This is a genomic window from Micromonospora sp. NPDC093277 (assembly GCF_044765245.1).
In the GTDB taxonomy this organism is placed as follows: Bacteria; Actinomycetota; Actinomycetes; order Mycobacteriales; family Micromonosporaceae; genus Micromonospora.
On sequence record NZ_JBIWJO010000020.1, the window covers coordinates 20,581 to 33,272 of the forward strand.

General features: G+C 67.3%; 12 protein-coding genes and 1 pseudogene. 3 read left to right on the forward strand and 10 right to left on the reverse strand.

Features of this window, described 5'->3' with window-relative positions; all coding sequences use genetic code 11:
- Positions 1 to 246: 246 nt before the first annotated feature.
- Together ACIRG9_RS29515 and ACIRG9_RS29520 are read right to left on the reverse strand one after the other, a co-directional pair.
- Positions 247 to 822, reverse strand: coding sequence for a YcxB family protein (locus ACIRG9_RS29515; RefSeq protein ID WP_402863062.1), 576 nt, complete (start codon positions 820 to 822; stop codon positions 247 to 249).
- Between the two features lie 492 nt (positions 823 to 1,314).
- A complete protein-coding gene (locus tag ACIRG9_RS29520; RefSeq protein WP_402863065.1) occupies positions 1,315 to 1,839 on the reverse strand; it encodes a hypothetical protein in 525 nt (174 codons plus the stop codon).
- Between the two features lie 77 nt (positions 1,840 to 1,916).
- On the opposite strand from ACIRG9_RS29520, the pseudogene ACIRG9_RS29525 reads away from it, so the two are divergent.
- Positions 1,917 to 2,495 (forward strand): annotated as a pseudogene (locus tag ACIRG9_RS29525) (tyrosine-type recombinase/integrase); the annotation flags it as partial.
- Positions 2,496 to 2,719: 224 nt separating this feature from the next.
- Here ACIRG9_RS29525 and ACIRG9_RS29530 read toward each other — a convergent pair.
- The 4 genes from ACIRG9_RS29530 to ACIRG9_RS29545 form a co-directional block, all read right to left on the reverse strand.
- The gene (locus tag ACIRG9_RS29530; RefSeq protein ID WP_402863068.1) at positions 2,720 to 3,034 is read right to left on the reverse strand and encodes a hypothetical protein; all 315 of its coding nucleotides are present in this window, start codon (positions 3,032 to 3,034) and stop codon (positions 2,720 to 2,722) included.
- Positions 3,035 to 3,669: 635 nt separating this feature from the next.
- Positions 3,670 to 4,032 (reverse strand): CBS domain-containing protein, encoded by a 363-nt coding sequence (locus ACIRG9_RS29535; RefSeq protein WP_402863071.1) that lies wholly within the window; start codon positions 4,030 to 4,032, stop codon positions 3,670 to 3,672.
- Positions 4,033 to 4,114: 82 nt separating this feature from the next.
- On the reverse strand, positions 4,115 to 5,080 hold the full coding sequence (locus ACIRG9_RS29540) for an IS3 family transposase (protein WP_402863074.1): 966 nt from the start codon (positions 5,078 to 5,080) through the stop codon (positions 4,115 to 4,117).
- Positions 5,081 to 5,115: 35 nt separating this feature from the next.
- Entirely contained in the window at positions 5,116 to 5,529 is a 414-nt protein-coding gene (locus ACIRG9_RS29545) for a hypothetical protein (RefSeq protein WP_402863077.1), read from the reverse strand.
- A 416-nt stretch (positions 5,530 to 5,945) separates the two neighbouring features.
- On the opposite strand from ACIRG9_RS29545, the gene ACIRG9_RS29550 reads away from it, so the two are divergent.
- On the forward strand, positions 5,946 to 6,719 hold the full coding sequence (locus ACIRG9_RS29550; RefSeq protein WP_402863080.1) for a hypothetical protein: 774 nt from the start codon (positions 5,946 to 5,948) through the stop codon (positions 6,717 to 6,719).
- Between the two features lie 414 nt (positions 6,720 to 7,133).
- Here the strand turns inward: ACIRG9_RS29550 and ACIRG9_RS29555 are convergent, their stop codons facing one another.
- From ACIRG9_RS29555 to ACIRG9_RS29570, 4 genes are all read right to left on the reverse strand, one after another.
- Positions 7,134 to 7,427 (reverse strand): STAS domain-containing protein, encoded by a 294-nt coding sequence (locus tag ACIRG9_RS29555; protein WP_402863083.1) that lies wholly within the window; start codon positions 7,425 to 7,427, stop codon positions 7,134 to 7,136.
- A gap of 35 nt (positions 7,428 to 7,462) precedes the next feature.
- Positions 7,463 to 7,903 (reverse strand): hypothetical protein, encoded by a 441-nt coding sequence (locus ACIRG9_RS29560; protein WP_402863086.1) that lies wholly within the window; start codon positions 7,901 to 7,903, stop codon positions 7,463 to 7,465.
- Between the two features lie 116 nt (positions 7,904 to 8,019).
- Positions 8,020 to 10,173, reverse strand: a complete 2,154-nt coding sequence (locus tag ACIRG9_RS29565) for a PKD domain-containing protein (protein ID WP_402863089.1) — start codon at positions 10,171 to 10,173, stop codon at positions 8,020 to 8,022.
- 566 nt (positions 10,174 to 10,739) lie between these two features.
- The gene (locus ACIRG9_RS29570; RefSeq protein ID WP_402863092.1) at positions 10,740 to 11,030 is read right to left on the reverse strand and encodes a hypothetical protein; all 291 of its coding nucleotides are present in this window, start codon (positions 11,028 to 11,030) and stop codon (positions 10,740 to 10,742) included.
- A 182-nt stretch (positions 11,031 to 11,212) separates the two neighbouring features.
- Here ACIRG9_RS29570 and ACIRG9_RS29575 point away from each other — a divergent pair, with 182 nt between their 5' ends.
- Positions 11,213 to 12,424, forward strand: coding sequence for a tyrosine-type recombinase/integrase (locus ACIRG9_RS29575; protein ID WP_402863095.1), 1,212 nt, complete (start codon positions 11,213 to 11,215; stop codon positions 12,422 to 12,424).
- Positions 12,425 to 12,692 lie beyond the last annotated feature (268 nt).

Below are 12,692 nucleotides of genomic sequence, written 5' to 3' on the forward strand. Positions count from 1 at the left end.
GTCCACCGAGTGTGGGGATGACGCACGATCATCGACCTTGCTGAGGAGTACTCCGCCGGGATGTGAGCGCCAGCTTGGCTGAGCGTGATCTGCCGCCCGTGATGCTCGAAGCGCCTGCGGTCGGCGGCCAGCCCGGGTGCGTCTCGTGCCCGCTGCGTGCCACGGTTGCTGGCCCACGGATGGCCCATGCTGGCCTTGGGATTCGAAGAAGATCGCGGATGGCTGATCGGGCGGCCTCGCTCCTGTTCAGCCCGTCCATCGTTGTCGGGCAGCATCGGCGTCAGCGGGCGGGCTTGGCTGACGGATGGCTGCACTGCGGGGTGGGCCGGGGGCCGGGTTGGAGCGAGCCCCCTGCACCTTCTGCCCGGGTAGCCCGACGAACACGGCATCGACCTCGCTACCCGCCTCGGCGCTGAAGGCGTCTCTCGGTACAGCGATCGTCCGTCGAGACAGGACGCCCTGGAACAGCCAGTGACGGGCCGTCTGTTGCAGGGGCCGCAGAGAATCCCAACGGTGCTGCGTCGAGACGCCGCCGAGGCACACCCTCATTCCCTCGCTAGTCAGCTCGTACCCGACCTTCACAGCCGGCCCATCAACCGACAGCCGCCGCCAGGCGCGCCGCAGCAACAGGTCGAAGAAGATCGGGACGGCGACCAGGAACCCGACGAGCAGCACCACGCCCGCCACCGGTGAGAGAAGCAACCCGCCAACCGCCATCAGGAGGACGAACGCCAACACCTTCAGGACTTGCCTCTTGTTGACCACCCACACCAACTGCCGGTAGGCGGGATAGTCCAGCGCCGAACGGCCCTCGATGCGCACGTCGTTCTCCCCGCCTGTCCGTCCGAACCTCAACACCGCGCCACGCGCGTTCCGACTGTCCCGCATCCTATGGGCGGGATGACGCACTGACACGGCCACGTCGCGCACCTGCTTATGGCCCTTCACCACGAAAGTGGGCGCCTTGGAAGCAGATTTCCTCGTCAGGCAGTCGCTAGACCAGCCAGCCTCCTTGGACGGAGACCAAGGTGGAGCATCGCCAGCCGAACAACCTTGACGGGGAGGCTGGTAGCCCCTCGCCGCTGCCTTCGGGGCCAGCACTCGGGAGCTGATGCACCGTATGGGCCACGCGACCATGCGGGCGGCCCTGATCTACCAGCACCAGTTTGGAAGAGCGCGCTCAACGGGTCGTGATGCCCGAAACGCCTGCGACCGGCGACGGAGCCGAATGCCGTTCACGTCCGCTTATGACCGCTTCGCGCAACGGTTACTGGCCCGTGGATGGCCCCGGCAGGGTTCCTCGCGATCGCTCTGTCAGTGGGGGTCGCGCTCGCAGCCCACCCACAGCGCGAGGATCGCCAAACGGCCGGACGTTACGAGAGCGCGCTCGTCGGTGGACAGCTTCCAGTTGTTTCGCGGTTCGCGGTCATGCTGACGCCGAGACACCGTCACGAAGCACCGGCCGCTCACCTGGCTCGATCCCTCGCCCTCCAGAAGCCGATTCCAGACCCCGTCGGAACCGTGGTCGGGCCGAAGGGTGAGGGCGGGGCCTGAGAAGACCTGAGCCGGCTCTATATGACTCGGACCGACGTAGTAGGGCTCAAGGTCGCACTCACAGTTACCCCCGCCGCCCCAGCCCACTTGCCGGTAAGCAGGGTCTACCTGCACCTGAGCCAAATACTCCCGGGCGTGCTCTGAGTTGTCCGGCAGCAATAGCGCGAGCAGCCCCACCACCAACGCGCCGGCCGTGACGCATGCGATGGTGATCCAGGCCCGTTTGCCGCGGCTGATGGCATGTCCCTTCTCGTCGTGGCACGGAGAGTACCAACCACGGTGCATTGCAGCGGATCTCCTCGTCGGGCAGTCGTCAGACCGTCCAGCCTCCCCAGACGGGGACAAGGTGGAGCGCCCTACCGGGGAGGGCCGCTGCCGAGGCCAGCCCGCTGCACGCCTACATCGTGGTCTCTCTGCTGACCGGCGCGCGCACCGAAGAACTGCGCGCTCTCATCTGGGCACACGTCGACCTCGCCGGCAAGCCGGACCACGACCCGCCCGTGCCACCGTCCATCCAGGTATGGCGCCCGGTCCGCGCCGACGGGGCCACCAAAACCAAGAAGTCGCGTCGCACCCTCGCCCTGCCGGCCCGGTGCGTCACCGCGCTCACCACCCACCGCGAACGCCACGGCCGGCCTGCCGCCGACCGCCTCGTCTTCCCCTCCGCCGCCGGTACTGCACTCGACCGGCACAGCGTGCTTCGCGCTTTCCGCCTGGTCGTAACCAAAGCGGGCCTTGACCCGCGCGACTGGGCCCCACGCGAGCTGCGGCACAGCTTCGTGTCCCTGCTGTCCGACAGCGGCATGAGCATCGAGCATATTGCCGACCTCTGCGGCCACTCCGGCACAACCGTCGCCGAGAGCGCCTACCGGCACCAACTACGGCCGGTGCTCCTCAGCGGCGCGGTCGCCATGGACCGGATCTTCGGCACTGAGGGATAGTCACTCAGTTAGACACCCAGCTACGACAAGAGGGCACATCCATCGATTGGATGTGCCCTCTGAGCTGCGTCAGGACGGCCGGATTTGAACCGACAACCCCTTGATGACCCCCAGGCAACGATCCGAGCAAGTCAACCTGCGATAACCAACAGCCACGCTGACGCTTTCGTCCACCGTCGTCCATCGGCGTCCGGCCTTGTTCGTCTCGGTCGTCACTCAGTTAGTCACTCAGGCACCTGGGCGATGGGATGTGCCGCAAGGCAGACCTCGCACCGGCCGATCGCAGGCGGCAGCGGTTTGGCCCATGGATCGCGTGCTGTGAATGCTTGGCTCTCGGTCGGGATGCAGCCCGGCCGCCGGGCCAACCGTCCCGCATGGGCACGCATCCGCCCGCTGCCCTCGAAGTAGAGGTTGCTGTAGTCATCGCGAATCGGCCCAAGGTCGCGGGTGCACGCTACCAAGGGATCGACGACCTCAAACCAGATGACCAGGCAACCAGAGTCAACAAGCGGACGCGCCCCTTCATCGTCGGGCTCCATGCGGCGGTGGCCTCCCTGGCGTGATTAGACCTGCCACTGACCATACGCAGTCGGCAGAGACAGTCATGCTGACCGCTTCGGTTGCCGGCCGGAGGTCCACAGCAGGCAGGGCGGGCCGGCGCTGACGGTGCCTACCCTCAGCTTGGGAATCGGGTTCATCTGCACTGTGAGTAGGCGTGTTGACTGGTGGATGAGCACGGAGCGCTCAGGTCGCCGATGCCCAGGTGCCCTTGTAGGCCCGGTGTTGACCGCTGCATCGGGCACGGATCGGGCACGCTGCGGGCTGTGCCAGGCTGGTACCACAATGGCGACGTGCTGAGCTACGTCCGCTGGTACTGGCCGGAAGAGGATCGTTGGAGCTACGACGAACTCGACACCGATCGGTGGTCCCTGTGCGCGACATCGAGCTGCATGGGGATGGAACGGTCATGGCAGCGGCGTCTCTTGCGGAGGTGCTGACCGCACGCGACTTCCGCCTATCCGGTGCCGCCGCGGCGCTACCTGGAGCAGCGACGAGGCTCGGGCTTTCCTTGAGGCGGCGAAGGAAGCGAGCGACCCTCTGTACCCGGCGTACGTCCTGGTGCTGGTGCTCGGCTTGCGCAAGGGCGAGGTATTGGGGCTCACCTGGGAGCGCGTCAACTGGGGCGGCTGGGATCGCAAGTGCGACGATCACTGCGAGGCCTTCTGCGACGCGTGCTGTCGACGGTTCGACGTCTGCCTCTACATCGATCGCCAACTGCAGCGGGTGCATGGACAGCTCCGGCCAGATCGGCCCTGCTCCTGGCCAATTGAGCTTTGCAGATCGACTCCCAACTCACGGCGCCATGCAGATGGCCGCTCTTATCGAAGACCGCGAGCTGGGAGTAGTTGTGCTTGAGCATCAACGTTGTCGCGCGTTCCAGGGTGTCACCAACCCGCACGCCACACACCCCCCGAGTTGCCTGCCTCAAGCTGCCCCACCCGCAAGGCATCGGCCACCCGGATTTCGCCAGCGTCATCCTATGGCTCGTCGGCTTCTGACGTGACGTCACGTGTTGGCTCGGTTCGGAACCTGTCAAGTCAAGTGAGACGTTTTCGTGGTCAGGTGTTCTGTAGATCTGCGGGTTGAGCTGCTGGTTTGTTGATCCACACGGTGTCGGGCAGGGCCGGGGGTCGGGGGCGGCGGGTGAACCGGTCCGGGTGGGCTTGCCAGGCGGCGTCGAGGGTGCGTTGCCGCTGGTCGTGTACCTGGTCGACAGTGCCGTAGTGCACCGAGGCGGGGGTGTGCAGACCGATCCCGCTGTGGCGGTGTTCGTGGTTGTAGTAGGTGACGAACTCGGCGCAGAACTCGCGGGCGTGTTCGAGAGAGTCGAACCGGTCGGGGAACGCGGGGCAGTACTTCAACGTCTTGAACTGCGCCTCGGAGTACGGGTTGTCGTTCGACACCCGGGGCCGGGAGTAGGAGCGGGTGACGTCGAGGTCGGCGAGGAGTTCGGCGACGGGTTTGGAGGTCATCGACGAGCCCCGGTCGGCGTGCAGGACCTCGGGCCGGACCCGGTTGCGGGCGATCGCGTCATCGATCACCTCCCGGGCGAGCATCGAGTCCTCACCGGTGGCGACGTGCCAGCCGACGACGTACCGGGAGTACACGTCGATGATCACGTACAGGTGGTAGAACACACCCCGTTGTACGGTTTTCAGGCGGGTGATGTCCCACGACCACACCTGCGACGGCCCGGTCGCGGCCAACTGCGGAATCGTGCGTGGCGGGTGGGTGGCCTGCCGCCTGCGTTCCCGGCTCTCGCCCGCCTCGCGCAGGATCCGGTACATCGTGGACTGTGAGCACCAGTACACACCGGCGTCGAGTTCGCGGGCCCACACCTGCGCCACGGACATCTCCGCGTACTCATCCCGGTGCAGCAGATCGAGGACCTGCTGGCGTTCGGCCGGGATCAGCGTGGACGGTGGTGGTGTTTTCGGCCGCAGTGGTCGGGACACCACGGGCGGCTGCTGACGCCGGTAGTGCGTGGCGCGGGACCGGCCGGTCAGCCGACACGCCCCGGCCACGCCCAGCAGCGACGCCAGGTTGTCGAACGCCGTGTTCAGCGCCTCCTGCCCGGCCGCGGCGTGTCGTCCGCGCTCTCGGACAGTGTCTCCAAGAGCGCGTGCGCTTTTCCCATGATCTCCAACGCGGCCTTCGTCCGCGCCAGGTCCGCTTCCAGACGTTCGTTACGCCGCCGCAACCGCTCCAACTCGGCCGCCTCCGCGCTACGGCGCCGGTTCTCACCCACCGGGCTCTTGCGGGTGCCCAGAGCGGTCAACGCCCCCGCGTCCCGCGCGGCCCGCCACTCCAGGATGTGGGAGTGGTACAGGCCCTCCCGACGCAGGATCGCCGCCCCCTCACCCGTAGCTTTCGCCGCGTCGCACTCCGCCACAATCTGCAGCTTGTACTCCGCCGTGAACGTCCGACGCTTCGGCCGTCCGCCCTGCTCACCAGGTGTGTTGGGTAGTGTCACGATGATCCTCTTCCTGTCTCCCGTCGAGCCTAACTCGCCCGGGAAGGCTGTCTCATCTCAGCCTGGCAGACAGGGGTTTTCGCCGGCACAAGCGCGACGTGGGTGTCGAGCGACACGGGGGTGAAGGATGGCCGAGTCCAGAGCCCTCTGTCGGCGAGGGCCGCAGCGATCTGTTCCACCGCAGGCATGCACCGGCCTCCCGTCCGGCTCAGATTGGGTCCAGGAACTCCCAGCTTGGGAGCGCGTCACCCGCTGTGGTCCCATCCGTGGCATGATCGCTGACCGTGCGCCCCAAGCGTGTTCTGACGATGGTGGCCGCCGCAACCGGTGCGCTGTCGGTCCTGGCGGCGCTGGTCTCCGCCCGAAGACCCTCTACTCAATTTGGTCTCGCTGCATCAGCCGCACTGGTCGGGTACGTGCTGCTCGCCGGCCCGGCAGCGCGGCGCGTACGGCCGGCGCTGGCTGCCGGCATCGGGCTGTTCGCGGTACTCATGGCGGTGGAGCTCTGGTGGCTCCCGGAGCAGCCAGCCCATTTCCGCTGGTTCACGCCCTTCTACGCGCCGCTGGACGGCAGTGGCCCCTCCGTGGGACCGGTTCAGATTCCGCCGGCCATGCTCGACCAGTTGCGGCAGATGATTGACCAGGAGCGGCTCACCGCCGTCGGGCTGTTGCTCGGGGTGGTCTGTCTCGCGGTTGCGGTAGTTGCCCTGCCGGCTCGGCAGCAACCGAAGGCCGCTGAGTTGGCGAGAGTCGTCGCCGTGCTGCCGCTCGCCGTGGTCGGTGCGAACCTCTGGTCCCGGATCGACGGAGCCCCGCTGCTCGGCCTGCTCGGGGCCGGGTGGCCGGCGTTGCTCGCCACCCTGGTGGCGGCATGGGTGGTGGCGCTGTCGGGTGCCCGCGCTGACCCCGCTGCGCTCGTGCCGCTAGGGGCGCTGCTGGTCGCGGTGTCGGCGGCCGTCGCCTTAGAAGACCTCGGCAGCACATGGTTGACCTGGTGGAAGTTCTCGAACGGCATTGACCATGCCATGGTGGACGCTGCCGTCGCCGCGTCGGTCGCCAGCTCAGCAAATATCTCGGCGGCCAGTTCGGCGGATGTGTCGGGGGCGGCGCGGACCGCCGTGGCGCTCGCCGGGCCCGCGCTGCTCGCGGTCGGCGCCCTGACCGCTTCCCGCGACGCGGATTTACCCTAGCCGCACTCCCGGTGTGGCTCCCAAACTGTCAGCTTGCAGGACTTGACTCGTCAGCTGGGTCGTCGGCCAGTCCAGATCGACCTGCCCGCCGGCACGCCGGTACTTGTCGAGCTTCCTGGGGATTCGACGGGCCGAGAACAGGACCGCCAGGTCCTTGGCCTCGACTACCCATTTGGCCCGCGTGTGTGGCGCGACAAACGACAGCGCGGATCTGGGCGGGTACCGGCACCCCAAGCACCTCGGAGGGTGGCCCATGCTGACGGCCGCCAAGCAGATGTATGGCGCCTCCACCGGCAGGCGATGCCCCGCCACCGTCGCCGACCACGCCCCCGTCATCGCCCGCTTCACGTCTGAGTAACTCCGGCGCGCCCCGCGTGATCACAGAATCCGCGCTGAAAAGTCGGTGCGCCGGATCTAACTGTCGGAGTCGGGCTCGGCTAGCAACGGCAGGATCCCGGTTATCGACAGCACGCGTCGGACATGGCCGGTGGGATTGACCAGGGCAAGGCTGACGCCCGTGCCGGTGGCACGACCGTGGGCGTTGACGAACGTGTTCAGCGCGGTGGCGTCGATGAAGCTGACCCGCGCCGGGTCGACCTGGACGCGGGGCGCGCGGGCGATCGCGGCCTGCAGGACGTCCGCCAGCGGGCTGGCTGCGGCGATGTCGAGTTCGCCGAACAGCGCCACGACGGCGTTACCGTCGCTCACGGTCGTCTCCGACTGCCACACAAGCCATGCGTCGTTCAGCCGGCCAGCCCTACCGGCCAGAACTGGAACAGGAATGACTCCACTCCACGCAGTTCTTCAATGCCAGGTCGCGGTGTCAAGGCGGCGATGCGGGCGCGCCCGTTGCTGTACGCCCGCACCTCGTAGTGGCCGGGTGGACCGATCCGGAGAACGTGTGTGTCGGTGGGCTGGATCTGCAGATAGCCGCTGTCGAGCCGGACGCGTCCGGCCTTGCCGGTCTCCCACCCGTCGAGCACAGGCGGTGGGCCGTCCCAAATCTCGGCGGTCACGCTCGCGTAATGGTCGGTGGCGCCGGCGCTGAGCGCCATGATGCAGTTCGGTGCGATTGACAGCCAGTCCTCTTCGGAGACGTCGAGTTCGCCCTCGTCGTCAAGCAGGAGGATCATGCGGCGGAAGACAAGTACCTCGGTCTCGAGGCGGGTCAGGCGTCGGGGCATCGGGTGTCCTCTCCAGCACTAACCATGTCCGCCCGCCGACGGGCGGGAACAATGCCGGCGCATCGTGGCATCGGTGGGTGCCCGGGGACCGGTTGGTCCCGGGCACCCACCCGACTTTACTGGTGCACCTGCAGTGATCCTCCGTCCAGCGGTTGAGGATCGCTCACGTCGAGGTCGTAGCCCGCCTTGCCGCGGTTGTCGTACAGCAGCGTTTCCTGTGGGTACTGTCCGGCGGACAGTGGCCAGACGACGAGCCGGAGGGCATCTGGGGTGTCTGTCCCATACGCTACGAATCCGTAGCCGAGGACGCCGTTGACGGTGCCTGTGCCCTTTACCGCGACCTTCTGGTCGACGGTGACGACGAGCCACTCCAGCGCGGTTGACTTGAGGTCGAACGCGGCTCCCTTCAGCGACGCGTCCACCTTGCCGCCGCCGGGAATCGGACCTGTTTCACCGGGCAGGTACTTCGGGTTGAGCTCGACAGTCAGCTTGCCTGTTGCGGCCGGGTCGTCGATGAGAGCACCGGCCGGGGAATTGAGGAAGCCGCCCTGCGTGGCGAAGCCGCCCTGGGGGTCGTAGACGATCACCATGACGCTCGCCGCGTCGGCGACCCCGTCGTCGTCGGTGACGCCGGTGCTGATCGTGAACATCCCCGGCTGGGTGTAGGTGTGCTCGCGTACGCACTGCCGCCCACGCGAGGTGAACGTTTGAGAGGTGCCGTCGTCCCAGTTCGCCGAGCAGACGTGGGTGTCGTTGAGGCCGGGGTCCGTAAAGTTGGCGGTCAGCTTGACCGGTTCCCCGACCCGGAAGACCTGCCATGGGGTAGGCGTGGCGATGCCGGGCGTCGTGGCCGTGACCGTCACGGTCGCCCTGCTCGGCTGCTCCGCGACCGCGGGCGCCACGTTGTGCACGGTGACCGTCGCGCTGTCGCTGACCGCGCCGTTGACGCCGTCGTACGCCGACAGGGTCACCGTGTAGGTGCCGTCATCGGTACAGGTGATACCGGTGGTGGTGCTGCCGGCAGCCGTGAAGGAGCACGAGGCACCCGGGTCGGTGTCCGGTCCCGGCGCGTACGTCCACCCCGTGTCCGGCGTGCTCTCCGCGTCGGACGCGCTGCCGCTGAGCGTGATGACCGATCCCTCGTCGCCGCTGACGTCTTGCCCCGCGTCAACGGTCGGGGGCAGGTCAGTCACGTCGCCCTCGTCCGGATCCTCCTCGCACGTTTCCGGGCCGCTGGTGTCCGGCGCATCGGTGATATGCACGAAGAACTCGTCTTCTGCGTCCTTGGGGAAGCCCGGCTGCCAGACCAGGATCCGGTCGTTTTTGTAGCACCGCTGCAACTCCCTCCCGGCGCAACCATTGACCTTCGCCGTCACACCGAGAACGGAGAAGTTCCAGTCGCCGACGCCCGCACCCTCTCGGGTCGAGGCGAAGGGAAACTCATCGCACTGCTGGTCCGGCGGGTTGTAGAGGTGCGCCGGCAGGCCCAGCGAGAAGTACGGGGTCCCCTGCCGGCAGGCCTGGTCCTTCTGGTAGCTGTTCCGCGAGTAGTAGGTAACGCCGTCGGGGTCGGGGTAACGCGGGACGCTCTCGGTGATGCGGTGCAGGCCCGGCGCGTCTCGGTTGTCGACGAACTTGCCAGGGACCTTCTTGTCCTCCTTCAACGGGTACGACGTGCAGCCAGGGTCCAGTGCGCACTGGATGTGCCGCGCCACCTCGCCGTGCTTGACGCTGATCGCCGAGTACTGCAGGTGCGGAATGACGTCGTCAAAGATGCACGCCTTGGACCGGCTGAGAGGGAAACCGACCGATGCCGAGTCGCACCGTATGGTGTGCGATTGCGCGAACTTCTTTGCCGGGGTGCCCGGCAGCACGGGCGAGAAGACCCTCGACTTGAAGTGCCAGAGGTGTCGCTTAACCTTGTCGGGGCCGTCTCCCGCTTCTGAGGAGCCCACCGTCCAGGAGTGCCAACTCCCGTCGTTGTCCCAGTCGTCCATTGTCATACCGGCGGTCGCGCCCCCGGAGGAGCAACCGTCGATGTAGCTGTCGCAGTCGACCCATACGTGCATGATGACGCTGCGCAGCGCCAACTCATCCCACGGCAACTCGGCGTCGTAGTCCGCCGACCCCGGTTCCGACCGCAGGAAGATGCGGACGTCGCGGTTGCCGTCGTCCCGACCGTAGGCGGCAGCCCGAAAAATGAAGCTAACCGTTCCACCACGTCGTTGTCCTCGTCGCGCACCTCGCCGCCGATGCGGCCACGCTGACACCAGGCAAAGCGGTTGTAGACGCGGCCGTACTCACCTCGGCCGTTGTCGCTATCCCAGCACGGGGCGAGATTAGTCTCGTCCGGGGTGCCCGGCGGGCGGCGCGGCCCGGTCGAGGCCGCTTGTGCGGTGCCCTCCCCCGCGCCGGAGAAGGACAGATCGCCCTGTCGCTCCGCTACGTCGCGAGCGTCCTCCGCAGTGGGCTCGCGCTCCTCCGCTGGCGCGAGCGACTTTGGTGCCGCCTGCGGCACGGCATCGCCGTCCGCCTCGATCGGGGCGTAGAACGGTCGGATCGTGAACTGCCCGTCCGGAACCGTTAGCTCCGTCGCAGACGGCTCAGCGGCCGCGGTCGCCGGCGCAGCCACAAGCCCGGTCACACAGAGAGTTACCGTGACAGCGGCGGCCGTTAAGCGCCTTCTGAGGTTTCGATGTATCGACAAGTAGAGCCCTCCGATTCCGGCCGCGCTTCAGCTGTCCATAGCGCACGCAGTCCTATGTGGATGGACAAGCTAACCTAGAACCGCGGCGCTGTCTGCCCCTGTGCCTGCCGAGAACGTCATCCGCCCTATTCAGGGGCCGATGACAGCCCTCGGCAGCCGATCATGGCCTGTTCCAGTACCTCTTCCTCGCCCATCGTTGCCGGCGACGGCCCCACGATGCTGCCTGTGCTCCTTCGACTGGCGTACCTCAGTGTCACGAACGCGCTCGCGCTGCTGCGGCTGCTGCCATGCAGTAATCGGGACAAGGACGCCGAGATCCTCGCGCTGCGCCATCAGATCGCTGTGTTGCAGCGCCACCTTGGCCCGCAGAAGATCCGGTTCGAGCCTGCCGACCGGGCGCTGCTGGCAGCGCTGCTGCACCCACTCCCCCAGCCGACACTGCGGGGCCTACGGCTGCTGGTGCGCCCCGACACCATCCTCAAGTGGCACCGCGATTTCCTCGCGCTCGTCCTCGGGGTGAAGGTCGCCCCGTCCACGGTCTGGGACGACGCAGCGAGGTCGAACGCTGGCTCGACGACAACACCGACGCCGGGAGGTAAGCCATGGCCCGGCCCGAACCGCCCGTCGGCACCTGGGGCAAGATCCGCACCGAGAAACTCGGCCCCAACCGGTTCCGCGCACGAGCCCGGTTCCGCGACTACGACGGCAAGACCCGCGACATCGAGGCCACCGACACCACCGGCCCGGCCGCCGAACGAGCATTGAAGGTCAAGCTCCGCGACCGCGCCACCCCCAACGACGACGAGATCACCCGAGAGACCCGCATCAGCCGGCTCGCCGAACTGTGGGTCGAAGAGATCACCGCCGAGGAGCGGATCACGCCACAGACCATCCACCGATACCAGACCAGCCTGCGCGCCACGATCCTGCCCGCCCTTGGTAACCTCCGCATCCGCGAGGCCAGCGTCGGCCGCCTCGACCGGTTCCTACGCGACATCGCCACGGACCGCCCGTCAACGGCCAAGGGCGCCAAAGTCGTCCTCGGCCAGATGTTCGCGCTGGCCGTACGTCACGGCGCGATCCCGACCAACCCCGTCCGCGACACCGGCCGGCTACGCAAACCCCGCCGCACCGTCGTCGCCCTCACCGACGAGCACCTCCAAGCCGTTCGTACGGCGATCCGCGAATGGCAGCAACCGGTCCCCGGCAAGCCCGGACCACGACACACCGGCGACCTGGCCGACATCGTCGACCTCATGCTCGCCACCGGCGCCCGCATCGGTGAGATCCTCGCCCTGCGCTGGGAAGACCTGGACCTCGCCGCCGAACGACCAACCCTGACGATCTGCGGCACGCTGGTCTTCGTCAAAGGCCAGGGCTTCTTCCGACAACCCTGGACCAAGAGCGACGCTGGCTACCGGATGGTCGTGCTGCCCCGGTTCGCGGTCGGCATGCTCCTGGCCCGCAAACTCGTCGCCGCCGACAACCCCCACGACGCGATCTTCGCGTCCCGACGCGGCACCTGGCTCTCCCCCAACAACGTCCGCCGTCAGTGGCGCCAGGCCCGCACCGACACCGACCTCGACTGGGTCACCCCACACACCTTCCGCAAAACCGTCGCCACCCTCATCAAACAGGAGACCGACACCAAGAGCGCCGCGGCACAGCTTGGACACTCCAGCGAGGAGGTCACCGACACCTACTACATCGCCAAGCCCGTCCAAGCCCCGGACGTCTCCGACGTCCTCGAGCGCCTCGGCGCCAACCCGAACGGACAGCACCCACCAGCAGCGCACAACGACGCACACCGATGACAAACCTGGTTGCCGCACCCGGTAAATGGGGGGTTTTCGGGGGGAGGTTCAAAACCCCATAGAAGAAAGTAAAAGCCCTGACCAGCGTTCCCGCTGGTCAGGGCTTTTCTTTGTCGGGACGGCCGGATTTGAACCGACGACCCCTTGACCCCCAGGACGCTTCGCCAAGCGCTCCCGCACGTCAAACACGCTATCCCCAAATCAAGCCGTGCAGTCGACGGCATACCGACCACCATCGCGCACACCGTGTGGTCCCCACCTGGTCCCC